Genomic DNA, 24490 nt, shown 5'->3' with positions numbered 1-24490 from the left:
AGCGGTCCCTCCGGAAAAGACGGCCGCACCGGCGCCGCACGAGCGCCGGTGCCGTCTCGGATATTAGGTCTTATTGATCTTTTCGAGGAGTCCGGCGGGCCAGTTCTTCGAATAATCGGAGTTTTTGTACATATCGAGCGCGTGGTTGCGGAACGCGTCGATGTCCGGCTTGTAGAGCTTCAGGCCTTCCTTCTCGAAGAAGTCCGCCATTTCCTTCTCAAGCCCGAGCGTGCTCTTGTCCATGCCTGCCTGGAATTCGAGTGCGCATTTCTGCACCGTCGCTTTCTGGGCGTCGTTCAGGCTGTTCCACTTTTTGCCCGACATGGCGAAGATGTTGGTGGCGACCCGGTGGCTGGTCAGGATGATCTGGTTCGTCACCTCGTAGAACTTCATCTGCTTGTTGGTCGGCAACGGATTGTCCTGCCCGTCCACGGTACCGGTCTGCAGCGCCGTATAAACCTCCGTGAAGGCCACCGGCGTCGGGTTGGCGCCAAGTGCTTTGCCGAGGAACTGCCAGCCCTCACCGCCCGGCATACGCAGCTTGATGCCGGCCATGTCCGCCGGCGTCATGATCTTCTTGTCGCCTTTGATGTTGACGTGACGGGTGCCGATATAAGGATTGGCCAGGACCTTGACCCCGGTCTTCTCCTGGATCTCACCGAACAGGCCGTCCATCACATCGCCGTCGAACACCTTGCGCATGTGCTCGTAACCCCGGAACAGATATCCGGTGCCGAGGATCGAGGCGGACGGAACCTGGTTCTCGAAGTCATAGCTGGCGAGGTTGGCCATATCGAGATTGCCGCGCTGCATGGCGGTCAGCTCGGTGCCCTGCTTGAACAGAGTGGCGCCGAAATAGGGCTTGAACTCAAAGCCATCACCCAGACACCCGGCGAAATGTTCCTTCAGGATACCGCTGCGGCGGTCCGTTTCCTGAACGGTGTCGGAATAGATGATCTCGACCTTGTCGGCCGCATTGACGGCTCCTGCCGTGACCAGAAGCGCCATTGCGGCAACGGCACCACGAAGGGTGCCTTTCATCGTTTGACTTCGCATTGTTTCCTCCCTTTTTTGCGAATTTTGCGGACCCTGCGTCCCGCGACGGTCAGTCGAACGAGTCGAATACCGCCTTCATCCGGTCGGCATCCGGCGTAACGCCGGTGAACAGCTCGAAAGCCCGGACTGCTTGAAAGAGCGCCATACCGGCACCCGACAAAACCGCACAGCCCTTTCCGCGGGCATGTGCAAGTAACTTTGTCTCCAATGGAAAATAGACAATGTCCGCGACCCAATGACGGGGCTCGACAAGTGCGCCGTCGATCGGCATTCCCGGCATTTTCAGCATGCCCACCGGGGTGGCGTTGACGATGCCGTCGGCAGCTTTCGCCGCTTCCGCGACATCCTCTACAAGCTCGGCGCGCCCGGCTCCGGCGCGCTCATTCAGCTCGGAGACAAGGGACGTGGCCAGCTCCCGGTTCGTATCGCAAACCAGCAGCGTTCCAACGCCGGAATCCACCAGGGCATGCGCGACCGCATGGCCGGCGCCCCCCGCCCCCATCAGCAGCACCTTATCGCGCGCAACATCCGGAAGGCCGCGTCGCAGGCTTTCCGCAAAACCCCAATAGTCTGTGTTGTGCCCGATCCTGCCGTCCTTGGTGAACAGCACGGTATTGACGGCACCCACTGCATGCGCGTCATCGGACAGCGCATCGAGATGCGTCAGAATGTCTCTTTTGTACGGTACGGTTACATTGACGCCGCGATACCCGGCATCTTCCAGATCGGCAAGGATCCGGGCAAGCGCCGCCTCTTCCAGATCGCGGGGCAGATCGATCAGCCGGTACTCGTAAGGAAACCCGAGCGCGGTCCCTTCATCCATATGCATTCTGGGCGTTCGCGAAGCCTGAATGCTGTTGCCAATCAGGCCAGCCAGCACACAATCCGGCAGCGAGGCTCCACCGATACCCTCGACTTCAACTTCCACAACGCCCATCCCTTATGTCCACAACCGTTAACAGTCGGGCTCATTTTTCTCGATATTGTTCATCGCGGTTAAATATGTCAATAGTGATGCGCTCAACCCCTCACGACAGCCCAGGGGAGGCTCGGCACGAAGGGGCGCACCCGGTGCAGTACTCCGTTATGCTGAGATCAACGAAAGAAACTGAAGAACACGATGGGAGGAAATGTTGGGCGAGGTTGAAACGTCATCAGACCAGCCGGGGGACCAGCCGGGAGAATTGTTCCGCAAGGGATGGAAGCAGGACCCCGACGCGGTTCAGGCCAACATTCTTCAGATTGCCCGCGAGATTTTCGCGGCGAAGGGGCTCTCTGGCGCGCGCATCTCGGAGATTGCGGCCAAGACCAAGACCTCGAAGCGGATGATCTATTATTATTTCGGCGACAAGGAAGGCCTCTACCGGGCCGCTCTGGAAGACGCCTATCAGGAAATGCGCCGGTCCGAGGATGCCCTCGACCTGGCACAGGTCCCGCCGGTCGAAGCGCTGCGTCAGCTTGCCGAATTCACCTTCGACCACCATCGCAACGCGGTCAATTTCGTCCGCCTTGTGACCATCGAAAACATCCATAACGGAGAGCATATGTCCCGGTCCGACGGTATCGTCGGGCAGAACAGCTCAGCGATCCGGCTACTCGAGAACATCTATGCACGCGGCTGCGAGCTTGGCCTGTTCCGGCGCGGACTGACGGCGCTTGAGCTGCACTGGCACATCTCGGCTCTCTGTTACTTCAACGTTTCCAACCGATCGACCTTCTCCCGGATTTTCGGAGATGACCTGTTCAGCCCCAGAGGTCAGCAGATGCTGCGCCGGCATGTCGGCGACATGATCCTGCGCTTCGTCATGCGGACCGATACAGACAAAGGACGCAGCGTGCTTAATTCATTGGATGAAACGCGCCGGATTCTTCCCGGCATTGTCCGGTTTCTTGATGTCTGGGACAGCAAGTGGGCCAGTCTGGCACCGGGTGCCACACCGGCTGATCGCCGTGTCAGGTTCGAGGCCATCGCCCGCGAAATGCGGCTGGAGACGCCGGAGGGTGTGGAGACGGACGAGGAGCACTGGATCGACAGTCCCGGTGGCCCCGTTCGCGTTCGGGTATTCCGTCATGCCGACAGCGCGCCGCAATCCGCCCTGATCTACATGCATGGCGGCGGCTGGATGCAGGGCAGCCCGGAAACCCACTGGGACATTACGGCTCGCATCGCTGACTGGAACAGGCAAACGGTGATCAGCGTCGATTACGCACTCGCACCGGAACACCCCTACCCCGCCGCTTTCCAGCAGTGCACCTCGGTCGTGGAATGGGCACACCAGAACGCCGGGAAACTCGGTATCGACCCGGCCCGTATCGCCGTCGGCGGCGATAGCGCAGGCGGCAACATCGCCGCGGCGGTCGCCCTGAAATGTAGGGAGCTGAACATACCGCTCCGGGCGCAGATGCTCGTCTATCCTTCCTGCGATTTCGACCGCACCCGGCCTTCCTATGTCGAGAACGCTAACGGGCCGTTGCTGAAAGTCGCCGGCATGGCGGAAAATAACGCGCTCTATTGCGCCGACGCGGAGCAACTGAACAGCGACCCCTATATCGCCCCGCTCGCCGCCAGCAGCCATGCCGGGCTGCCCCCGGCATTCATGGCGGTCGCCCAGTACGACCCGCTGCGCGACAGCGGCACCGCCTATGCGGATGCGCTTGAGGCGGCCGGGGTGACGGTGGACCGCGATCCGGGAGAGGGCCTGATCCATGGCTACCTGCGGGCGATGGAATATTGCCCCGAGGCCGAAACGTCTCTGCGCCAGATGTGCGCCTGGCTCAAAGCCACATGCGCATAAATGACGGCGGACACCGCATGACAACTCCCGGACACATGGAGAAGTGACTTCGATGAAAACATCCATCGCCACCGTCTCGATTTCGGGTGACTTCGAGGAGAAAATGGCGGCCATCTCCGCCGCCGGGTTCGACGGGATCGAGATCTTCGAGAACGATTTCCTCGCCTTCGACGGATCGCCCCGGGATGCCGGGCAGCTTGTGCGCGACCATGGGCTGGAGATCACACTGTTCCAGCCGTTCCGCGACTTCGAAGGCATGCCCGAGCCGCAACGCGCCCGCACCTTCGACCGGGCAGAGCGGAAGTTCGACCTGATGGGAGAGCTCGGTGCGGACCTCGTGCTGATCTGCTCCAACGTCTCTCCGCTCTCGCTCGGCGGCATCGATCGGGCGGCGGCGGATTTCGCCGAACTTGGAGAGCGAGCGGCCAAACGGGGAATTCGTGTCGGTTATGAAGCGCTCGCCTGGGGGCGGCATATCAACGACCACCGGGACGCTTGGGAGATCGTGCGCCGGGCCGATCATCCGAACATCGGCCTGATCGTCGACTCCTTCCACACACTCGCGCGGGAGCTGGACCCGAATTCCATCCGGTCCGTTCCGGGCGACAAGATCTTTTTCGTTCAACTTGCCGACGCACCGGCGATCGACATGGATCTCTTTCACTGGAGCAGGCATTACCGCTGCATGCCGGGGGAAGGCGATCTCGACGTCACCAAGTTTATGAGCGCCGTCGCCGCCACCGGGTACGACGGCTATGTCTCCCTCGAAATCTTCAACGACCAGTTCCGTGGCGGCTCCCCCAAGACCATTTCCATCGATGGGCACCGCTCCCTCGTCTATCTGATGGACCGGGTGAAACGCTCCGAGCCCGGGATCGCGATGGACGTTCCGGACATGCCGGACCGGGTCCGTGCCTCGGGCATCGAGTTCATCGAATTCGCGGCGGACGAAAAAGAGGCCGAGGAGCTCGGCTCCCAACTGACGGCGCTGGGGTTCAAGAAAGCCGGACGGCACATCGCAAAGGACGTAAGGCTCTGGCGCCAGGGCGATATCAACATCGTCATCAACACCGAGCGCGAAGGCTTTGCCCATTCGTCCTATCTGGTTCACGGCACAACCGTCTGCGATATCGGCCTGAAGGTGGAAGACGCAGCCGCCACAGTGGAACGGGCCCACCAGCTCGGCGCGACGCTGTTCGAGCAACCCGTCGGCCCCGGCGAGTTGAGCATCCCCGCCATTCGGGGGGTCGGCGGCGGGATCATGCATTTCCTCGACAGCCACAGCGACCTTGCCCGGGTCTGGGAGATTGAGTTCAAGCCGGAAGACGATCAGGCTGCGGGCCTGGATGTCGGCCTGACCGGCATCGATCACCTGGCCCAGACCATGAACTACGAGGAAATGCTGACCTGGCTGCTGTTCTACACATCCATCTTCGATACCCGCAAAACGCCGATGGTCGATGTTGTCGATCCCGCCGGGCTGGTCCGCAGCCAGGTAATTGAAAACCCGGAAGGCTCGCTCCGCATCACGTTGAATGGCGCGGAAAACAACAAGACCCTTGCCGGACATTTCATTTCCGAAAGCTTCGGGTCCGCCGTACAGCATGTTGCCTTCAAGACCGACGACATTTTCGCCACCGCTGAGCTCTTGAAAAAAACCGGCTTCGCCCCCCTCGCCATTTCACCGAATTACTATGACGATCTGGATGCCCGTTTTGCACTCGACGAGGATCTGCTCACGCGCCTTCAAAGCGCCTGCATCCTCTACGACAGAGACGACCAAGGCGAATACTTCCAGATCTACAGCCCCAATTACGGCGAAGGCTTCTTCTTCGAAATCGTCGAGCGGAGAGGCCGATACTCAGGATACGGCGCAAGCAACGCGCAGTTCCGGATAGCCGCCCAGAAGCGGGCACTCGAAAGCGGGTCCGCAACAATCAGCGGGTAATCCTGATCTATCGTTTCGCGAAAACTTGACACCGGCCATGAAATGCAAATGATTCTGCGAATAAATCTCATTATTAAATCCGGCCACAGTACGCCGGGATCGGCGCAGGGTCATGCAAGCAGAACTTTCGGTCTCGGTGGGAAACGCCGGAACCTGGCTAGACGAACATATCCGTCACTTGGAATCTCACGACGTCCTCCCAGTGGCGCGCGCCGCCAATGACGCGACATACGAGACCGATTTCGGACGAATTCACTTAAAGGCTCAGAACAGCGAGCTTCAGGTCCGGATCGATTCGCCCGACGAAGCGGCACTGACAACCCTGCAAGGATCGATCATCGATTACCTGAAGGAAACCGATCCGGCGGTTGCGGAACGTGTTTCCTGGACCGGTGTCGCACCAGCTCCGGGACAGCCGAAGAACTTCCGTGAAATGACGGTGCAGACCGTTCGGCCTCTCTCCGACTGGCTGTTACGGATGACGTTGAAAGGCGATGATCTCGCCCCGTTCGACCAGCGCGGCCTGCATGTGCGACTGATGTTTCCCGAGACGCCGGGTGAGCGTCCCGTGGTATGGCCCAGGATAGAGCCGTCCGGCGCGGTTCATTATCCGGATGCAGACGACACGCTGACGGTCCGGGTTTACACCATCCGGGATATCCGTCCCGAAATCGGTGAGGTCGACATCGATATCGTCCGGCACGCCGGCGGCATCTTCTCCGACTGGTCCGAGACAGCCCAACCGGGAAACAAGATCGGCATGCTCGGCCCGGGAGGCGGATATTTTCCGCCCGAAGGCTGGCTTGCGATTGGCGGAGACGACACCGCGGTCCCGGCCATCCGGCGCATTATTGAGAGCCGCACGGATACCGCCGGCGGCCATGTCGTCATCGGACTGCACCCGCATCAGGCTCCCTTCGAGATCGATCTGCCAGCCAATTTCGCGATCGATTGGGTCCGCACATCCGATCTTGTGGATGCCATGCAGGCAATCGCCCCACCATCGGCCGACACCGGCTTTTTCTGGTTTGCCGGCGAAGCCGAGCAGGCCCGCGCATTGCGGACATATTTCAAATCCGAGCTCGAACTACCGGCGGAACGCCGGTCCAGCGGTGCCTATTGGCGGCGCACTGGGTCCATCAGCAAGTCCTGAAATGTCAGACTAAACGCACGAGCTTGCAGCGCTTCGCGAGCACTCCGCCCTTGCGTTACTCCGCCGCTTCGGGCTGCGGTTCCGGCGGCAGCGTTGCAAGCTGAGCCTCGAAAGCACGCAGACGCTTATAGACGGAGATCAGCTCGACGATGGTGCTCCAGCTCCTGACCAGGAACTGGAAAGATGATTCCACCCGACCAAACGCCCGGACAATCTGCTGCATGACGCCGAGCGTGATGGCCCCGGCAACAATTGTCGGCGCAAGGGCGATATAGGGGACCAGAACGCCAAACTGCAGATAACTCCATTTGGCGATGTCGAAATACATGTAGTGGAAAAACAGCCGGAAATAGTTCCGCCGGACATTCTGGAACAATTCCCACACGGTCGGCGGAGTTGCACGGTCCTCGTGGTCCTCCCCGTAGACCAGCTCCTTCCGGTAAGCCGCCTCAACCTTTTGGTTGTTGAACTCAAGTCCTGGCAGTTTCACACCAACCACAGCCAGCACCGCCGTCCCCAAAAGGGCAAAGATGATCGCGACGTAAACGAGCGCGTGCTCCACTTCGCCAAAGAACGGCACCTCCTTCACCTGCTTCGAGAGGACCCAGAGGATCGGCAGAAAAGCGACCAGGGTCATCACGGAGTCCAGCAGATTGCTGCCGAGTGTTTCCATGATATTTGCAAATCGCTTGGTGTCTTCCTGAACCCGCTGGCTCGCTCCTTCGATATGGCGCAAGCGCTGCCAGTGGGACATGTAGAAGTTGTTCATCGCCTGGCGCCAGCGGAACACCCAGTGCTTGGTGAAAAACCCGAGGAAGACCGCGACGCAAACATAGATCCCGGCAATTTGCCCGAATGTGAGAAGCAGTTTGTAGAATTCTCCGATGGTAATGCTGCCCGGCTCGCCGAGCGCTTTCTGGACGGTGTCGTAAAATCCACCGAACCATTCATTGATCTGGACGTCGAGCTGAACCTGATACCAGGTGCCGCCGAAGATCAACGCCATACCAACCCACGACCAGACCGCCCATTCGCGGGTCAGAAAGAAGGATCGAAACATCAGGTCACCTGTTTTCGGTTCTGCTCAATGCTCAGGATGTATAGACAGATCGCCCCCGGAACAACCGGACATACGCACGCCCCGCCTGACGCGCCTGAAAGCCTTGGCTAGGCGTCGTCGTCCGGATCTTCTTCGATATCGACCTTGGGCCCCACCGACGTTGTTTCCTGAAGCGCAGGTTTCGGGCCGAGTGCCGCATGCAGCCAGACCGTCACCTTGGTCCCAACACCGAGAGTGCTTTCTATCTTCAACTCACCCGAGTGAGCCTCAACCAGAGATTTGACGATACTAAGGCCGAGCCCGGTGCCTTCATGGCTGTGATGTGGATGATTGCTTGCCTGGGAAAAAGGGTCGGTGATGGTGGGGAGCTTGTCTGCCGCAATACCCTCGCCGCTATCCTCGACGACGATAGCAATCATGTCACCCCGGTCGGGCTGCGCGGAAAGCCGGATCCAGCCATCCTGCGGTGTGAATTTCACGGCATTGGACAGCAAGTTAAGGATGATCTGACGAACGGAGCGGAGATCCGCGAACAGCCGTAGCGGCGCCCCCGGCAGCCCCACCTCAAGATTGATCGATTTATCGGCCGCGATTTTGGAAACTTCGACAGTGCTTTCCCGCAACAGATCCAGGAGGCCGATTTCCTCCTTCATGATCACCCGCTTGCCTGCCTCGATTGCGGAAATATCGAGAATGTCGTTCACCAGTGCCAGCATATGGTTACCACTGTCATTGATCGCATCGGCATATTCCCGGTAGGCCGGCGCGCCGACCGGACCTAGGACTTCCTGCGAGAGCATTTCACTGAAACCGAGAATGGCGTTCAGCGGCGTGCGGAACTCATGGCTCATCGTCGCGAGGAATTCAGACTTCGCCCGGTTCGCCCGTTCGGCATCGAGTAGGGCACGGTCGCGGGAAATCTCCGCCTCTCTCTGCCGGGTCACATCGCTGCCCGTTCCGCGATACCCGAGAAACGTGCCGTCATCGTCATAGAACGGCATACCGTTGATCATCACCGCGACTTCATGGCCTTCATCGCCGTGCAAGAGATACCGGAACCCGCTAAATGGCCGCTGCGCTTCGATGTCGGAGATATGCGTTCGCCATTTCTCCGAAGTCAGGTCCTCGATTGTCGCCTCAAAACGGGTTCGCCCGAGATTGCTTTCAGGGATCAGTCCGCTGTAGTCCCGTGCGCCATGCGCGAAATAGCTGAAACGCCCCTCGGCATCGGTTTCCCACAGCCAGTCCGAAGACGCCTCGGCGAAATCCCGGAACCGCTTCTCGCTTTCATGTAGCTGCATCTCCGTGCGATTGCGGTCTGTCATGTCCTGCATGACGACGACAGCTCCAGACCGGGAATCGTCCGGCATCGCCAGAGACATTCTGGAAACGGCGTAGCTGCGGGCCTGCCCCGACGGAAGAGACAGCACCATGGAGAAAGGCTGGACCCGGCCTTCCGACATGGGCCCAGCGTCCGGTTCCGTGGCTTGCACGATCCCCGCGTCCGACCAGATCTCGTCGATCTTCTTTCCCGCGACATCAGGCAGGTTGCAGCCTGCAAGCTGCGCAAACGCACTGTTCGCATTCACCAAAACACCGGCATCGTCTTCAACGAAAATCGGCATTGGCACGGCATCGATGATGTTCTGCCGCAAGTCGAGCTGCAAAAGTAAGGCGCTTTCGGCAGCATGGCGAGCATCGGCTTCAGTTTCGGACCGCGCCATCATTCTTTGGTGAGCAATGATCATCAGCCCGAACGCACAGCCGATGGCCAGTACCTGCGCCAGAAGAAAACCGTAAGGCGCAAACCACTCCACATTGCGCAAAAACGGGTAATCCAGCTGATGCAGCCCCCAGAAAATAAAGAAGGCTCCCGTTATCCGGTATCCAGTTCCCTTGCTGTCCGCAGCCGCCTTTCGCCAGAGCGACCCGCCGGCAATGATCAACCCGGCTGCGGACAGGAGGAAGACCGGAACAGCTCGAACGAGAAACGGCAGCTGGAAAACTTCGGCTGCAAGGACCCAGAAAACGGTCAGACTAATACCCAGGACAACAAACTGGGCCAAAACTGTATATCCAAGAAATCTGCGCGTTCCGGCAGCCAGCATGAAAGCCGACATGGCCACCAGAGTTTCAAGGAAGATTGCCCCGTATTCCGGCGCAATGAGCGCGATGCAGCCATTTGCACCGGAATAGGCCCAGAACCCGCCGGCCCACCAGCTCAATCCATCCGGGGCATTCGGGATCGACCGCAAATAGGTCAATGCAGCGGCAAGCAACAACGACGCTAGCATTGCGCTGAGCGCTGCTGTCTGCAGTGAAATGGCCATATTTAGGCAGTCCCGACTGTCCATACGGTTTTCATTGGAACGCCGAAACCGCAATTATTTTGAGTGCACTAGCGGATACTAAGCCGCGCACCTCGGGCTTGGGCAAGTCTAAATCGCTTCCGCGACAATAATTTCACAAGCGAGCGAAAGCTCTACATGGCGTTCGGATTGGAGGCGAGCAGTCTCTCAGCGTTCCCGTATGCAATATTACTGCGAACAGGTTCGGGTAAGTCAGCGAGCCACCCTCGCACCCAAGTTATGTAATCGCCCACATCTTCCCAGCGGGATGGTGTGTAAGTATCGGTGCCGATAGTGAAGCGCTCAGGAAAACGAAGAAAGGTCCGGCGCCAGGCGGGAGAGATTTTCCCATTGGAGACGTGCTCGAAGCGAAAAGACAAGTCAGCCCGGAGTTCCGGGTGAGCACCGAGCATGGCTTCGACCCGCTCGCGGCCCTCGAAACCTGCATGTGCCCACAGGATTCGCGCTTCCGGGTCATGGCGGAAGATCCGGGCGATGGCATCGGCATCCGCGTGGGCATGGAGAAACAGCCCGTGCGTGCGTGCCAGGTCGACCAAGCCGCGAACTGCCGGCTTATCCGCATCAGCGCCAGAGACGTGAAATTCTCCGATCCCGGCATAGCGATTAGCCGCAAGCCGCTCGGCCACCATCTCCACCACGGTCGGATCGTCCACCCAGCTCTGCAATTCGCCCCGTTTCCGGTAGGGGCGCAAGACCGGCACGATGAAGTCCGGTGCCTGACGGTAGAGTTTTTGTGTCCCTTCATCCGGGGAGCTGGAAACGAAGGCCCTGCGAAGCCCCGCCTCTCGCAATATTTCCACGGCATTCTCAGCCGAATATTGCTCCCAGGCATCGTGACTGTAGTGAATATGGGTATCGAAGAGCCGCAACTCTTCCGCTTTCACGACATTGCCGCAAAGCATCAGCCCGAATCCGAGTATCGCCAGGCTTCTCGCCAGTGCCTTCATCGAACGTCTCCCTCCTACCGCGAATCAGTTGAAATGATGTGGCGCATTCGTGCTCAACGTCCAGCTTGAGCTCCGATCCGCGCTGACGATATGCTCCGCATCTAACCCAATAACGGAGAGATAAAATGGAGATTAGGGTCGACGATCTGACCGGTCCGGAAATCGCGGAATTGCTGTCCGCGCACCTGGAGCACGGCAACGCAAATTCGCCGCCGGAAAGCGTCCATGCCCTCGATCTCGACGGGCTGCGACATCCGGACATCACGTTCTGGAGCGTTTGGCAGGACGGCAGCCTGCTTGGCTGCGGTGCGCTGCGGGAGCTCTCGCCGGATCAAGGCGAGCTGAAATCCATGCACACGGCTCGGCAGCATCGCGGCAAGGGCGTTGCCCGGCTCATGGTGGAGCATATTCTGGCCGAGGCGAAGAAACGCGGGTACCGGCAGGTCAGCCTGGAGACGGGCTCCATGGAAGCCTTCGCACCGGCACGCGCGCTCTATAGCCGTTTCGGGTTCGAGGAATGCCCGCCTTTCGGCAGCTACACCCTCGACCCGCACAGCGTTTTCATGACCCGCGGCCTGGCCGCCTGAAGCGTCCGGGTATCAGCGGTCGATCTTAGCGGTTCTGCCAAGTCGGCCGGCGCTTCTCCAGAAAGGCCGACATGCCTTCGCGGAAATCGGCACTGGTATAAGCCGCTTCGATCAGATCCCGGTCTTCCGGGACCGCGCCACTGGTGCGCAAGCGCCGCAACGCTTCCTTGGTCACCCGCATGGTGATCGGCGCGTGCCCCTTCAGGGTCTCCGACAGCTCCGTTGCACGGGCCATGACCGCATCCCGGTCCGGCAGCACTTCGGAGACAAGACCGATCGACTTGGCTTCCTCCGCGCCGACAAGGCGGGCGGTCAGCAGCATCTCGGACACCCGCGCCGGGCCAACCAGCCAGGACAGGCGCCGCAGGTTTTCATTCGACAGGCAGTTGCCGAGCGTTCGGGCAATCGGAAAGCCGAATTTCAGATCCGCCGCCGTCAGGCGAATGTCGCAAGAGGCCGCAACCGCTGCGCCGCCGCCCGTGCAGGCCCCATGGATCGCCGCGATGGTCGGCACCGGGCAGCGCTCGATATCCGCCATCATCCTGTTGCCGTTCTCCTCGTAGGCGAAGGCGTCCTCGGCCGTTGAGAAATCCTTGAACTGGCCGATATCCGTGCCCGCCGCGAAGGCCTTGTCTCCGGCGCCGCACATCACGATGGCGGAGACCGCCTCGCCTTTGCCGGCATCCCGGCAGATCTCCGCAACACCTTCATACATGGCGAAAGTGAAGGCGTTACGGGCCTTGGGCCGGTTAAAGGTGATCCAGCCGATGCCGTCCTTCACCTCATAGATAAGATCTTCGGTCGCGTGTTCCACAACGCCTCCCCTTCACCCTTTGACGGGTTTTCGATTTTGCCGGTGTGCCCCGGAGAACTCCGTGGCAGAGTCCGCCCCATGAAAGCAGGAAACAAAACCCTCGGTCCACGTCTTCGCGTCGTGCTGGACACGAATGTCGCCATCGGCCCCGGTCAGGTGGATCTTCTGGAAGCCATTGCTGAGACCGGATCGATCAGTAAGGCCGGACGATCCATGGGCATGAGCTACCGCCGTGCCTGGCTGCTGGTGCAGCGGATGAACTCCCATTTCCAGGCGCCGCTTGTGGAAACCGCCAAGGGCGGCAGCAGCGGCGGTGGTGCACGGCTGACAGCGCTGGGACAGGACATCGCCACCTGCTACCGGCAGATGGAAGCCCGGGCCGCCGACGTGCTGGCGCCGGAGATGGAAAGACTGCGCGGATTGCTGGCCAGTAATATGGAAAGCAGAGCGGACGATGAGGAGGGCGCGGCCTCACCTTGACGAGAGCGTTATATCCAATGATATATAACGCTCTTTTCGCGACACCCGTGCACACCACAGGACCGATCATGAAACCGCGATTCTCCAGGCGACTGACCAGGCAAACCCTGTCCCTGCTGGCTGGCCTTGTGATCGCCATCGCCGGGGCTGTTTCAGCTCACGCAGCCGAAGCCACCATCGCCGTCGCGGCTAATTTCGCCTCCACCGCAGACAAGCTGGCCAAGGCTTTCAAGGCAGAAAGCGGCGAGACTGTTGTCATCGCAAACGGGTCAACCGGGCAGATCTATGCCCAGATCCGGCAGGGCGCACCGTTCGACGCTTTCCTTGCCGCCGATCAGGCCCGTCCAGCACTCCTACACAAGGACGGCACGGCGGCGCGAGCGCCCTTCACCTATGCCACCGGTCGCCTGGCTCTCTGGAGCCCGGACCCGGCCACGATACCGGAGGACGGCGCCGCCTTTCTCAGCCTGGCCGAACTCGAGCGCATCTCCATCGCCAATCCGAAACTGGCGCCTTATGGCGTAGCCGCGAAGGAGAGCCTGACCGCCCTCGGCCTCTGGCAGACCTACGAGAAGCGCATCGTGATGGGCCAGAATATTGCCCAGGCGTTCCAGATCGTAGCCGCCGGCGGTGCCCCCGCAGGCTTTGTCGCGCTGTCGCAACTGCTCGCCGCGCCGGATAATCTGCGCGGCAGTCATTGGGCCGTTCCAGCAAATCTGCACACGCCGATCCGGCAGGACGCAGTGCTGCTGAAACGGGGCGCGAACAATACTGCCGCTGAAGGTTTCCTTGCCTTCCTGACTTCACCCGCCGGCTGCGCGGCCATTCGCGACGCCGGGTACCAGCCGCCCGACGCCTGCAAATGAGCCCGGGCGATCTTTCCGCCATTCTGCTGACCCTGAAGCTGGCCGGCGCAACCTCGGTCATCCTCGTTCTCATTGGCACGCCCCTCGCCTGGTGGCTGTCACACACGCGCTCCCGCTTGCGCTGGATCATCGAGCCCGCCGTCGCCCTGCCGCTCGTCCTGCCGCCGACCGTGCTCGGTTTCTACCTGCTGATCCTGCTCGGCCCCGCCGGCGCCATCGGCGGCGCCTGGGTTCAACTCACCGGAGAGACCCTGGCCTTCTCCTTCTCCGGCCTGCTGATTGCCTCGGTGATCTATTCCCTGCCTTTTGCCGTGCAGCCACTGCAGACCGCGTTCCAGTCGGTCGGCACCAGGCACATGGAAGCAGCCGCCACACTCGGCGCCTCGCCGCTCGACGCGTTCATGACGGTCGCATCTCCGATAGCCATCCGGGGCTATATCACCGCTGCCGTGCTGACCTTTGCCCACACGGTCGGCGAATTCGGCGTGGTTCTGATGGTTGGCGGAAACATTCCGGAGAAGACCCGGGTGATTTCCATCGCCATCTTCGAGCATGTGGAAACCCTCTCCTACACAGAGGCCCACCGGCTTTCGATCGGGTTGCTGATCTTTTCCTTCCTGGTGCTGATGGCGGTGACAATCCTGCACCGTCGAGCGCCTGTGCGGGCGGGATGAGCCGGTCATGCTGATCATGCGCGGCACAATCCGGTTCCCGGAATTCACAGCGAATGTCGATGTCTCGGCTCCGCTCTCCGGCATTGTCGGTCTGTTCGGTCCGTCCGGACACGGCAAGACCACCCTGCTCCGGCTTGCCTCCGGTCTTGAGCGCGGCACGGACTGCTATGTCGAGCATGACGGCGAGATCTGGCAGGACGACAGAAACGGGATTTTCGTCCAGCCTCACAAGCGACGGATCGGCTTTGTCTTTCAGGACAGCCGGCTGTTCCCCCACCTCTCCGCCGGCGGCAATCTCGACTATGCGGCCAAGAGGGCAAATCCCGGTCGCGCCGATCCGACCCGCGGCCAAATCGTCGACATGCTGGACCTCGCTCCCTTGTTGCACCGCAGAGTGGAAGAGCTTTCCGGGGGAGAGGCACAGCGCGTGGCCATCGGCCGGGCGCTGGTCTCGCGACCCCGCCTGCTGCTCATGGACGAGCCACTTTCATCCCTCGACATCCGGCGCAAGATGGAGATTCTTCCCTATATCGAGCGTGTGCGGGAGGAAATGGACATCCCCGTCCTCTACGTCACCCATTCCCTCGACGAACTCAGCCGTCTTGCGGACCACGTGCTCCTGATCAGGAACGGTGGCGTCGCGGCGGAGGGAAGTGTCCCAGAGGTGATGCAGCGCATGGATCTCGGCCCGATGCTGGGACGCTTCGAGGCTGGCGTGATCCTGGAAGGTCCGGTCCTCGCGCAGGACGCAGACTTCTCCATGACAGACCTTGCAATTGGCAAGCAGGTCCTGCGCATGCCGAATATCGACGCCGAGCCCGGCACAATGGTCCGTATTCGTGTCCGTGCGCGTGACGTGTCGATCGCCGTCGAAGAGCCAGTCGGCCTCAGCATCCGCAATGCCCTGCGGGCCAGGATTTCGGATATCGTTCTGGAAGACGGCGCATTCGCCGAGATCTTGCTGGATCTGGACGGGTTCGGCCTCAGAGCAAGGGTAACCCGCGAAAGCGTCGCCCTGTTAAAGCTTGAAGCCGGAATGAATGTCTACGCCCTGATCAAGAGCAGCGCCATCGACCGCCGCCTGATCCCCGGTGGCGGGAAGCGCCGGATTTAGAACGGTTTTAAGAGATAACGAGATCGTTATTCTGCCCCCTCCCTGGACCGAAGAGTGCCGGGATGGCCGCCGACACCACAAAAACGCTTCAGGACAATGGGATAAGCCTCTTTCATCCTAAAAATTCTAAGGATATCAATAATGATTCTCATAATTACAGTTATTGCTATTGATAAAAACTCTCATTATCACACTTCCTCTAACGGCTGATTCTTATAAAAAGCACTCGGAGGAAAGCTCATGCGCAGATCGTCAATTCTCGCCACCACAATGCTAACGGCTTTGGTGTTCTCGTTACCTGCTGCGGCCGACGACCGCGTCTATGCAGACTTTCCAGTCACCGTGAAAGGCTATACCGGCAGCAAGACCTCATCGGTCTCGTACTCCGGCCAGATTGCCCGGCACGCCCTGCATGATTCATTGAAGAAGCTCGCGGGTTCCGGCGACGGAAGCAGCCCGGAAGACCTCAAGACCAGAATGATGGCCTACTTCGCGAAAAGCGATGCCGGACGGGACATCCTGGCGCCGAAGAGCAAAGGTCCTTTCGTCATCAAGCAGAGCAAGATCGACGATATTTCCAAGAAAAAGAACCTCGCCGGGAAAACCACGAAGGCGACCGTTACCGGCATGCCCAACAACATGACCGGTCCCGAGCTGGTCGAGTTCTGGATCGATAAAGCGGCGCAAACCAAGGGCGGGGTCGATCAAGCGAACGGATACGACTACAGCCAGCTTATCTCCAAATTCATCATGGGTGCGGTGTCCTACAATCAGGTGGTGGACGGCTATCTCGATGAATATCTGGGTCCGGACAAGAAACCGAACGACAAGCCTTACCGTGACGGCGCGCCTTATACAGGTAAGGAGCACGCCTGGGACGAGGCCTTCGGTTACTTCGGCACGCCGGCCCATACGATGCAGCTGACCGCGCGTCAGGTCTATGACATCGCCAAAAGGAAGGACTCTGCGCTCGCCACCGCGGACTTCAACAAGGATGGTAAAGTCGATCTGAAAACCGAAATGACGTTCGGACCGGCCTATTACGCCGCCGGCTTCGATGCCTCGGTCTATGATAAAGGCAACGCGACCAATTACCTGCACACGATCACTGGCGCCTTCCTGGACGGCCGTCAGTTGCTGACGGGTGCCAAGGGCGAGAAACTGACTGCCGCCCAGCGTGAACAGCTCCAGGCCTATGCCAAGGTCATCGGAGAGAATTGGGAAAAGGTTCTCGCGGAAGCGGTCTTCAAATATGCTGGCTCCGTCTACAAGGACATGGTCAAACTGCAGACGATCATCGAAGCCAACGGCGATACGGCAAAGGTCGAGAGCAACTACATCAAGCACTGGGGTGAGCTCAAAGGCTTCAGCCTCGCTTTGCAGACAGGCAAAGACAATCTCGGCGAAACAGCCACACGCCTGAACCGGATGATCGGTTACGGACCATTGATGATCAATGCCAGCCAGGTCGTTGATATCGACAGATCCGGCAACTATGTCCGCGATCAGGGCTCGTCCTGGGGTGAGTACATGCTGCATATGGCAAAGATTCAGCAACTGATGATCGACACATTCGGGGTACAGGCCCGGAATAATGACGTCACCGGTGGCATGGCCGAGCTGACGAAAAGCCTCGGCGGAACCAACAGCGCCGAAAACGACTGACCTGAACCATCCGGCGGGTGCTATTACAGCGCCCGCCGGCCACATTCGAGTGTCATCAGCCATGGACGACGTCCTATACAGCTACATGGAGCAGGTCATCGCTCCTTTCTGGAACCCGGAAAAGCGGGTGTTCCTGGGCTATCTGGCTGCTGCACTCTTGCTCGCTGCGCTTTTCTATAGTCTGACCGCGCCGGGAAATTGGCGACAGGCGCTGGCAGACGCCTTCGGGCGGCGGATCTGGTGGTCCTCCTCGGCAAAGGCCGACTACAAGGTCCTCCTGATCAATCAGGCCGTTCTGATGGGGGTGATGCCCCGTCTTTTATCGAAGCTTGCCGTAGCGACCGTGATCTTCGAGGGACTGCACATATGGATGGACGGCCGGACCCTGATATGGCCGGACGCTCCGGTATGGGCCGTCGGCACGCTGTTCACCCTCACCCTGTTCTTGCTGGACGACCTCGCGAAATACCTCACGCACCGGGCTCTGCACCGCTGGCCCCTGCTCTGGTGTTTTCACAAGGTCCACCATTCCGCCGAGACATTGACGCCACTCACTGTTTACCGGACCCATCCGGTTGAGGGCGTGATATTCGCCTTGCGCGGCATCCTCGTACAAGGTGCCGTCGTTGCGATTTTCATCTACTTTTTCGGTGATCGCGCCGAACTGGTCACGATCCTTGGCGCCAATGCGGTTCTGTTCGTATTCAACGCTGCAGGCTCCAACCTCCGGCACTCCCATGTCTGGATTTCCTACGGCCGCTGGATCGAACGCCTTTTAATCTCGCCGGCTCAACACCAGATCCACCATTCCATCGCACCCGAGCATTACGACAAGAATTTTGGGGCGGTGCTGGCGATCTGGGACTGGATCGGCGGCAGCCTGTGCCTTGCGGGCCGCCGGAAACCGGTATCGTTCGGTGTTACCGAAGAAGAAGCCCCGGCGCCGCACACACTGAAATCACTCTATTTAACGCCCGTTTTCGAGGCCGCGCATTGTGCCCGGCTCTCGGCGAGGAAAGGACTGTTCCTGATGTCGCCCATGCTATCGACAGCTCTTCGGCGCACCGTAGCCGGAGGCCTGATGTTTCTGGTCCTGGCCCTGACCACGGCCGGATATGCCTTCTCGCAGCAGGAACTGAATATTTACTCCCACCGGCAGCCCTTTCTGATCCAGCCCTTCATCGACGCCTACACCGAGCAGACCGGCACCAAGGTGAATATCGTCTATGCCTCGCGCGGGCTTGCCCAGCGCCTCCAGGCGGAAGGCGAGAGCAGTCCGGCGGACGTCATCCTCACGGTGGATATCGGCCGGCTTCATGTTTATGCGGACAAGAACCTGCTTTCTGCCGTCGACTCCCCCGTGCTCACGAAGAACATCCCGGCACATCTGCGCGATCCGAAGAACCATTGGTTCGCTTTCTCCAAACGCGCCCGTGTGATCGCGGTCTCGAAAGACGTCGAAGATGTGCGCAAAATCTCCCGCTACGAGGATCTCAGCGATCCCCAGTGGGAAGGCCGCATTTGCTCGCGCCCCGGAAGCCACGTCTACAATCGCGCACTCGTTGCCTCCATGATCGAGGCCAATGGAGCGGACGGGGCGGAAAAGTGGGCCCTCGGCGTCGTCCAGAATCTGGCACAGCGGCCGCAAGGCAACGACCGCGCCCAGGTACGGGCGATCTACCAAGGCGTTTGCGATATCGCGATCATCAACAACTACTATTTCGGCAAACTGAAATTCTCGGACAAGCCGTCGCAGCGAGAATGGGCGGATGCCGTCACTCTCATTTTCCCCAATCAGCAAGACCGGGGAACCCACATCAACATCTCCGGCGGCGGCGTGGCGAAACACTCGCGGAACAAAGCCGAGGCGGTCCGTTTTCTTGAATTCCTGACCTCACCCGAAGCCCAACGGCTTTACGGCGCAATAAACTTCGAGTATCCGGTGAACCCTGCCGTCGACATTCCGGATGAACTCCGGTCGTGGGGAACATTCAAGGAAGATCAGATGCCGATTGCACGCATCGCAGATTTGGCGCCACAGGCACAGATGATCATCGACCGGGTTAGATGGTAGCAGAACCAGTTGCGCCCGGACGCACAGGCGTCCGGACCTTCACCAGCCCACTGTTTCTGGCCAGCGGGCTGCTGGTGGTTGTGCTGCTTTTCCCCATAGCCGCCGTTTTCGTTGCCGCCTCCGGGGACAGCGAAGGTTTGTGGTCACATCTGGCCGCGACCGTACTGCCCTATTATGTCGGCAACACTCTGGTTCTGATGGCCGGCGTCTCGGTCGTGAGCCTCTGTTTTGGAGTCAGTTCGGCCTGGATCGTGACCCGTTATGAATTCCCCGGCTCCCGGTTGTTCGAATGGATGCTGCTTCTGCCTGCGGCCGTTCCCGGTTACCTGATTGCCTACACCTATACGGACTTCCTTGAATATGCCGGCCCGGTGCAGATGGCGCTGCGCGCGCTTTTCGGCTGGACCAGCGCACGCGATTACTGGTTCCCGGAAATTCGCTCGATGCACGGTGCCGCGCTGGTGATGGGCGCAGTTCTTTATCCTTACATCTACATGATGGCACGTTCCGCCTTTTTGACGACGCCCGCGTCATTGCTCGACGCGGGGCGTCTGGCGAACCGCAACCTGTTCTGGGGCATCGCATTACCTCTTGCACGCCCGGCAATCGTCGCGGGGCTGGCGCTGGTGCTGATGGAGACGATTTCCGACTTCGGCACCGTCGAGTTCTTCGCCATTCAGACTCTCACCCTCGGCATCTTCAATGTCTGGCTGGGTATGAACAATCTGGCGGCGGCCTCACAAATTGCCTGCGTGGCCTTCATTCTGATCCTTGCATTGCTCACGCTTGAGACCATGGCCCGAACGCGGCGGCGGTTCGCCGACACATCGCGTCGCGCCAATACCATGACTGCCCTTCCGGCGCGTCGATGGAAAGCCTTCCTCTGTATTCTCGTCTGCGGCACGCCCATTACGATCGGGTTTCTTATCCCGGTTGGCGTCCTGTTGAGCTTCGTCATGAAAGGGCACTCGATCGACATGACAGGCGTCGCCGCCGAAGCCGTGGTGAACTCGCTCAGTCTCTCGGCCATGGTTGCGGCTCTGGTAGTTGCGTCGGCGACTTTCATGGGCCTGATCGCCGTCTATGGCGGCGGCACGCTCCTCCGCAAGCTGACGGCTCTGGCGTCTATCGGTTATGCCTTTCCGGGGACAATCCTTGCGGTCGGCGTCGTAACCGCGGCAGGGTTGCTGGATCGGGGGATGGCCTCGCTTACTGGGTACCTGTTCGGACACGCACAAGGCGGATGGGTGACAAGCGGTATCGGACTGGTCGTGGTCGCCTGCGTTGTCCGCTTTCAGGCTGTCGGCTATGGAGCGGTGGCGTCCGGCCTGCAGCGCGTCCCGTCAAATCTCATCGAAGCGGGCCGGACCCTGGGACGTACATTGACCGGGGGCCTGGCCGAAATCGTTGCTCCTCTGATCCGGACCTCGGTCGCGGCCGGCGGCGTCCTCGTTTTCGTCGACGTGATGAAAGAGCTGCCAATGACGCTGCTGCTCAGACCGTTCAACTACGAGACACTCGCGACCTTCGTCTATCAATACGCAAAAGACGAACTGCTGGAGGAAGCCGCCCTCCCGGCCCTCCTGATCATTGCGGCAGGCATCCTGCCGGTGATAGTTCTGAGCCGCGCGATATCCGCCTCCCGGCCCGGACATCGCCGCCCCGCCTGAGGCCGGTATCGCGAGTTCGCAATGAGTGCTGAGGCTGCAATTTCTGCGGCGGAGCGCCGGAGCCTGTTTTTCCGGCTGTCCGGCTTCTATGGCACCTTCTTCCTGCTGTTCGGTGTGTTGCTGCCGTTCCAGCCGGTCTGGCTCGACAGCCGCGGGCTGAGCCCGATCGAGATCGCCTCGATCATGGCGGCCGTGTTCTGGGTAAAATTGATCTCCCATCCGCTGGTAGCGCATATCGCCGACCGGCGCGGCCAGGGACGGTGGCTCTCCATGATACTGGCCTTGCTATCGCTCTGTACCTGCCTCGCCCTGACTGGCGCCACCGGATTCTGGCCGATCGCCCTGCTCTGCGGTCTGTTCGCCGCGCTCTATAATCCGATCTTGCCGGTGATGGAAAATACCGCGCTTCGCGTGGTGCGCGATGCGAAGCTCGACTATGGCCGGGTCCGGCTCTGGGGATCCGTCAGCTTTATCGTCGGCACAACGGCGACGGGCGCCTTCCTCTCGGGCCGCGATCCGGGCTGGATCATGTGGATTGCGGCTGGTGCGGTCAGCACGATCCTGCTCGCCTGTTGGGGCATGCCGGAACGCGCGCGCCCGGCAACGACAAGCCGCAGCAACCCGCTCTCCCTCCTGGCGCGACTGGACTTCCTGCTGTTTGTCGCGACTGCCGGGCTGCTTCAGGTCAGCCATGCGGTCTACTACGCGTTCGGCTCGATCTCTTGGCGGAATGCGGGGCTGGACGAGAGCATGATCGGGTTTCTCTGGGGTATCGGCGTTGTCGCCGAAGTCCTGCTGTTCGCCTTCGCCGGGCGGTTCTCCCGCAAAATCGGCCCGCTCGGCTTCCTCGCCTTCGCCGCTATCGGCGGGCTGATCCGCTGGCCACTCACCCCGCTTACCAACGATCCGCTGCTGCTCATACCGTTACAATGCCTGCACGCCCTGACCTTCGGGGCGGCGCACCTGGGGGCCATGGCCTATCTGACCCGCTCCATTCCCGATCATCTCGGCGCCACCGGCCAGAGTCTCTATTACGCACTGACCGGCGGGGTGTTGATGGGCGTGACGATGCCGCTTGCCGGCATGATGTATGAGGATGTCGGCACCGCCGCCTACAACGCGATGGGCGCCTGCTCGGCAATGGCCCTGCCGGGATTGTTCATTCTCTGGCGGATGCAGAAAAGGAATACAGCCGAGGCTTCGGTCTAATTCAGGCCGCCTGCCGCCTCGGCACCAGCTCCGCCGCCTCACGTATCAGTTCCGGACGGGAATCCTCGCGGAAGGCGTTTTCCGACAGGTGACGGCGCCACGCGCGGGCACCCGCGCAACCCTGGAACAGTCCGAGAAGATGGCGGGTGATGCTTTTCAGCGGCACGCCTTCGGTCATGCGGCGGGCGGCGTACTCCACCATCGCATCGGCTACCTCCCAGGGAGTGAGATCCGTCTCGCCAGCGCCATAGAACCGGCGGTCAACATCGGCCAGAACCCAAGGCGTCTGATAGGCGGCCCGGCCGATCATCACGCCATCGACATGCGCGAGCTGCGCTTCGGCTTCATCGAGCGTGGCGATACCGCCGTTGATAAAGATCTGAAGCTCGTTGAACTGCTGCTTCATGGCATGGACCAGCGGGTAGTCCAGCGGCGGCACGTCCCGGTTTTCCTTCGGGCTGAGGCCCTGCAGCCAGGCCTTGCGGGCATGCACGATGACATGACGGCACCCGGCGTCTGCAACCTGACGGATGAACGCGGGCAAAACCACCTCCGGCTCCTGATCGTCGACACCGATGCGGGACTTCACCGTAACGGGAATGGAAACCGCGCGGCTCATCGCCTCGACGCAGCGTGCGACCAGATCGGGCTCCCGCATCAGGCAGGCGCCGAAACTGCCGGACTGCACCCGGTCGCTCGGGCAACCGACATTGATGTTCACTTCCGCATAGCCCCAATCCTCGGCCATACGAGCACATTCCGCCATGGCATCGGGCTCGCTGCCGCCAAGCTGCAGGACAAGCGGATGCTCGGACGCGTCATAGCGCAGGAAACGCTTGGCATCGCCGTGCAGCAGGGCGCCGGTCGTCACCATCTCCGTATAGAGGACGGCATGCCGGCTGATCAGCCGCAGGAAATAGCGGTCGTGCCGGTCAGTCCAGTCCATCATCGGTGCGACGGATATGCGGTGAAGTTCAGTCACGTGTCTTTTAGCCTCTGGCTGCAATCTGCCCTTTCATATCGTCTGCAGGGCCAGGTTTCCAACGGGAAAACGGAAGATCAGCCCTGCACCAGGGTAATCGGCTCAGAACTCCTCATGCTCTTCAAGATCGCTGTTCAGCACGGCGCGGTCTTCTAAGCCCCGGCGGGCATTTTGAGAAAGATCACCAAAACCGCCTGAACCGCATTCATCTCCCAGACGCCGAATTTGTTTACTTGCACGATCTTGCATGATGGTTTGGCATTTAATCTGTGCCTGTATCCACCTCACCTTATTACTGGCTGACCCAATGCAAACTTGGCGCCCGTCACAAACTATTGAAGTCAAAGCGCTCGGCCTCGCCTGGCGGAACGGTCTCCTCTTGGCCAGTGAAATTCAGAATGACGATGGAAGCATCAAAGGCGTCAGACCGCTTGGCGGGCGGCTGGAGTTTGGGGAGAGTTGGGGGGATGCCTTGGTACGGGAGTTCGATGAAGAACTCGGCGTAGCGGTTCAAATCATTGGAACCCCGGTGATCCTGGAAAGCATCTATACCCATCATGGTGTCGTTGGGCATGAGGTTGCATTTGTATCCAACATTGCCTTCCCGGATGACGCTTATACGCATGATGGGCCGATAGAGTATTTGGAAGATAATGGAGCACCCTGTCGCGCATCCTGGTTCGATGTGAACACGCTGGACTGTGGTGGGCTTGAACTCTACCCAACTGGGTTAAAAAGTATTCTTCAAGAAGGTACGATCAAGCTCGATTGACGACCCAGTGACCGATATCTGAAATTGGCACGAGTTCAATTTCCGCGTGCCTATCGTATTCTCCCTCCCACTTTTCATCCTCTGGAACTGAAGGAATTTCCCGCCAGTATAGAGGCTTCAGTGGCGCGCCATGCGGATCGTGTGCGGAGGCCAGCTTATTGGCTAGCTACTTGAACTCGTCATAGAGCTTTCCTCCTGATCGGACGGCGCCTCGCACCCGTCCGGCCTTGCTCGGCGGCGCACGGACAGGAGACG

Annotated in this window: 21 protein-coding genes; 13 read left to right on the top strand and 8 right to left on the bottom strand. The window is 60.1% G+C overall.

Annotation, left to right across the window (positions count from 1 at the left end; translation table 11 throughout):
• Positions 1-63: 63 nt before the first annotated feature.
• Entirely contained in the window at positions 64-1056 is a 993-nt protein-coding gene (gene dctP, locus K328_RS0118945) for a TRAP transporter substrate-binding protein DctP (RefSeq protein ID WP_205620707.1), read from the bottom strand.
• Between the two features lie 49 nt (positions 1057-1105).
• Positions 1106-1993, bottom strand: coding sequence for a shikimate dehydrogenase (locus tag K328_RS0118940; protein ID WP_051285156.1), 888 nt, complete (start codon positions 1991-1993; stop codon positions 1106-1108).
• A 196-nt stretch (positions 1994-2189) separates the two neighbouring features.
• On the opposite strand from K328_RS0118940, the gene K328_RS26070 reads away from it, so the two are divergent.
• From K328_RS26070 to K328_RS0118925, 3 genes are all read left to right on the top strand, one after another.
• On the top strand, positions 2190-3851 hold the full coding sequence (locus tag K328_RS26070; RefSeq protein WP_205620706.1) for an alpha/beta hydrolase fold domain-containing protein: 1662 nt from the start codon (positions 2190-2192) through the stop codon (positions 3849-3851).
• A gap of 52 nt (positions 3852-3903) precedes the next feature.
• Entirely contained in the window at positions 3904-5799 is a 1896-nt protein-coding gene (locus K328_RS0118930; RefSeq protein ID WP_028467313.1) for a bifunctional sugar phosphate isomerase/epimerase/4-hydroxyphenylpyruvate dioxygenase family protein, read from the top strand.
• A gap of 112 nt (positions 5800-5911) precedes the next feature.
• A complete protein-coding gene (locus tag K328_RS0118925) occupies positions 5912-6952 on the top strand; it encodes a siderophore-interacting protein (RefSeq protein ID WP_028467312.1) in 1041 nt (346 codons plus the stop codon).
• A 55-nt stretch (positions 6953-7007) separates the two neighbouring features.
• On the opposite strand, the gene sbmA is transcribed toward K328_RS0118925, so the two are convergent.
• The 3 genes from sbmA to K328_RS0118910 all read right to left on the bottom strand — a co-directional run bounded on the left by sbmA (position 7008) and on the right by K328_RS0118910 (position 11328).
• Positions 7008-8012, bottom strand: a complete 1005-nt coding sequence (gene sbmA, locus K328_RS24910; RefSeq protein ID WP_036554921.1) for a peptide antibiotic transporter SbmA — start codon at positions 8010-8012, stop codon at positions 7008-7010.
• Between the two features lie 107 nt (positions 8013-8119).
• Positions 8120-10342: a PAS domain-containing sensor histidine kinase gene (locus K328_RS26065; protein ID WP_028467311.1), complete on the bottom strand. Its 2223-nt coding sequence runs from the start codon at positions 10340-10342 to the stop codon at positions 8120-8122.
• Between the two features lie 152 nt (positions 10343-10494).
• Positions 10495-11328, bottom strand: a complete 834-nt coding sequence (locus K328_RS0118910; protein WP_028467310.1) for an amidohydrolase family protein — start codon at positions 11326-11328, stop codon at positions 10495-10497.
• Positions 11329-11453: 125 nt separating this feature from the next.
• On the opposite strand from K328_RS0118910, the gene K328_RS0118905 reads away from it, so the two are divergent.
• Positions 11454-11915: a GNAT family N-acetyltransferase gene (locus K328_RS0118905; RefSeq protein ID WP_028467309.1), complete on the top strand. Its 462-nt coding sequence runs from the start codon at positions 11454-11456 to the stop codon at positions 11913-11915.
• Positions 11916-11940: 25 nt separating this feature from the next.
• Here the strand turns inward: K328_RS0118905 and K328_RS0118900 are convergent, their stop codons facing one another.
• Positions 11941-12729, bottom strand: coding sequence for an enoyl-CoA hydratase/isomerase family protein (locus K328_RS0118900; RefSeq protein ID WP_028467308.1), 789 nt, complete (start codon positions 12727-12729; stop codon positions 11941-11943).
• 78 nt (positions 12730-12807) lie between these two features.
• Here K328_RS0118900 and K328_RS0118895 point away from each other — a divergent pair, with 78 nt between their 5' ends.
• From K328_RS0118895 to K328_RS24890, 8 genes are all read left to right on the top strand, one after another.
• Positions 12808-13209, top strand: coding sequence for a winged helix-turn-helix domain-containing protein (locus K328_RS0118895; RefSeq protein ID WP_028467307.1), 402 nt, complete (start codon positions 12808-12810; stop codon positions 13207-13209).
• A 68-nt stretch (positions 13210-13277) separates the two neighbouring features.
• Positions 13278-14075, top strand: a complete 798-nt coding sequence (modA, locus tag K328_RS24900) for a molybdate ABC transporter substrate-binding protein (protein WP_084608439.1) — start codon at positions 13278-13280, stop codon at positions 14073-14075.
• Entirely contained in the window at positions 14072-14749 is a 678-nt protein-coding gene (modB, locus tag K328_RS0118885) for a molybdate ABC transporter permease subunit (protein WP_028467306.1), read from the top strand. The genes modA and modB overlap by 4 nt, the downstream gene beginning before the upstream one ends.
• A gap of 7 nt (positions 14750-14756) precedes the next feature.
• The gene (gene modC / locus K328_RS0118880; RefSeq protein WP_028467305.1) at positions 14757-15863 is read left to right on the top strand and encodes a molybdenum ABC transporter ATP-binding protein; all 1107 of its coding nucleotides are present in this window, start codon (positions 14757-14759) and stop codon (positions 15861-15863) included.
• 240 nt (positions 15864-16103) lie between these two features.
• On the top strand, positions 16104-17528 hold the full coding sequence (locus K328_RS0118875; RefSeq protein WP_028467304.1) for a DUF4856 domain-containing protein: 1425 nt from the start codon (positions 16104-16106) through the stop codon (positions 17526-17528).
• Positions 17529-17589: 61 nt separating this feature from the next.
• Positions 17590-19602 carry an extracellular solute-binding protein gene (locus K328_RS26475; RefSeq protein WP_084608406.1) on the top strand — a complete coding sequence of 671 codons (2013 nt, stop codon included), beginning with the start codon at positions 17590-17592 and terminating at the stop codon, positions 19600-19602.
• Positions 19596-21272, top strand: a complete 1677-nt coding sequence (locus K328_RS24895; RefSeq protein WP_036554919.1) for an ABC transporter permease — start codon at positions 19596-19598, stop codon at positions 21270-21272. The genes K328_RS26475 and K328_RS24895 overlap by 7 nt, the downstream gene beginning before the upstream one ends.
• A 21-nt stretch (positions 21273-21293) precedes the next feature.
• On the top strand, positions 21294-22481 hold the full coding sequence (locus K328_RS24890) for an MFS transporter (RefSeq protein WP_051285154.1): 1188 nt from the start codon (positions 21294-21296) through the stop codon (positions 22479-22481).
• A 1-nt stretch (position 22482) separates the two neighbouring features.
• Here K328_RS24890 and dusA read toward each other — a convergent pair whose 3' ends face one another.
• On the bottom strand, positions 22483-23463 hold the full coding sequence (dusA, locus tag K328_RS0118855) for a tRNA dihydrouridine(20/20a) synthase DusA (RefSeq protein ID WP_028467302.1): 981 nt from the start codon (positions 23461-23463) through the stop codon (positions 22483-22485).
• A gap of 102 nt (positions 23464-23565) precedes the next feature.
• Complete coding sequence (locus K328_RS26735) at positions 23566-23712, bottom strand: hypothetical protein (RefSeq protein ID WP_156901490.1); 147 nt, start codon at positions 23710-23712, stop codon at positions 23566-23568.
• Between K328_RS26735 and K328_RS26470 the strand changes: the two genes are divergently transcribed.
• Positions 23711-24235, top strand: a complete 525-nt coding sequence (locus K328_RS26470) for an NUDIX hydrolase (protein WP_205620705.1) — start codon at positions 23711-23713, stop codon at positions 24233-24235. The genes K328_RS26735 and K328_RS26470 overlap by 2 nt on opposite strands.
• Positions 24236-24490 lie beyond the last annotated feature (255 nt).

Origin of the sequence: Nisaea denitrificans DSM 18348, assembly GCF_000426505.1 — a bacterium.
GTDB classification, from domain to species: Bacteria; Pseudomonadota; Alphaproteobacteria; order Thalassobaculales; family Thalassobaculaceae; genus Nisaea; species Nisaea denitrificans.
Note: the sequence above shows the minus strand (reverse complement) of the source record. Positions and strands in the feature narration are given on the sequence as shown.

Bases quoted from the DNA above. Each gene is read 5' to 3' on its own strand.
- modA (WP_084608439.1), top strand. From the start codon at position 13,278: ATGAAACCGCGATTCTCCAGGCGACTGACCAGGCAAACCCTGTCCCTG.
- dctP (WP_205620707.1), bottom strand. From the start codon at position 1,056: ATGCGAAGTCAAACGATGAAAGGCACCCTTCGTGGTGCCGTTGCCGCA.
- K328_RS26735 (WP_156901490.1), bottom strand. From the start codon at position 23,712: ATGCAAGATCGTGCAAGTAAACAAATTCGGCGTCTGGGAGATGAATGC.
- modB (WP_028467306.1), top strand. From the start codon at position 14,072: ATGAGCCCGGGCGATCTTTCCGCCATTCTGCTGACCCTGAAGCTGGCC.
- K328_RS0118910 (WP_028467310.1), bottom strand. From the start codon at position 11,328: ATGAAGGCACTGGCGAGAAGCCTGGCGATACTCGGATTCGGGCTGATG.
- K328_RS0118895 (WP_028467307.1), top strand. From the start codon at position 12,808: ATGAAAGCAGGAAACAAAACCCTCGGTCCACGTCTTCGCGTCGTGCTG.
- K328_RS26065 (WP_028467311.1), bottom strand. From the start codon at position 10,342: ATGGCCATTTCACTGCAGACAGCAGCGCTCAGCGCAATGCTAGCGTCG.
- K328_RS26470 (WP_205620705.1), top strand. From the start codon at position 23,711: ATGATGGTTTGGCATTTAATCTGTGCCTGTATCCACCTCACCTTATTA.
- modC (WP_028467305.1), top strand. From the start codon at position 14,757: ATGCTGATCATGCGCGGCACAATCCGGTTCCCGGAATTCACAGCGAAT.
- sbmA (WP_036554921.1), bottom strand. From the start codon at position 8,012: ATGTTTCGATCCTTCTTTCTGACCCGCGAATGGGCGGTCTGGTCGTGG.
- K328_RS0118930 (WP_028467313.1), top strand. From the start codon at position 3,904: ATGAAAACATCCATCGCCACCGTCTCGATTTCGGGTGACTTCGAGGAG.
- K328_RS24890 (WP_051285154.1), top strand. From the start codon at position 21,294: ATGAGTGCTGAGGCTGCAATTTCTGCGGCGGAGCGCCGGAGCCTGTTT.
- K328_RS26475 (WP_084608406.1), top strand. From the start codon at position 17,590: ATGGACGACGTCCTATACAGCTACATGGAGCAGGTCATCGCTCCTTTC.
- K328_RS24895 (WP_036554919.1), top strand. From the start codon at position 19,596: ATGGTAGCAGAACCAGTTGCGCCCGGACGCACAGGCGTCCGGACCTTC.
- K328_RS0118875 (WP_028467304.1), top strand. From the start codon at position 16,104: ATGCGCAGATCGTCAATTCTCGCCACCACAATGCTAACGGCTTTGGTG.
- K328_RS0118905 (WP_028467309.1), top strand. From the start codon at position 11,454: ATGGAGATTAGGGTCGACGATCTGACCGGTCCGGAAATCGCGGAATTG.
- K328_RS0118925 (WP_028467312.1), top strand. From the start codon at position 5,912: ATGCAAGCAGAACTTTCGGTCTCGGTGGGAAACGCCGGAACCTGGCTA.
- K328_RS0118940 (WP_051285156.1), bottom strand. From the start codon at position 1,993: ATGGGCGTTGTGGAAGTTGAAGTCGAGGGTATCGGTGGAGCCTCGCTG.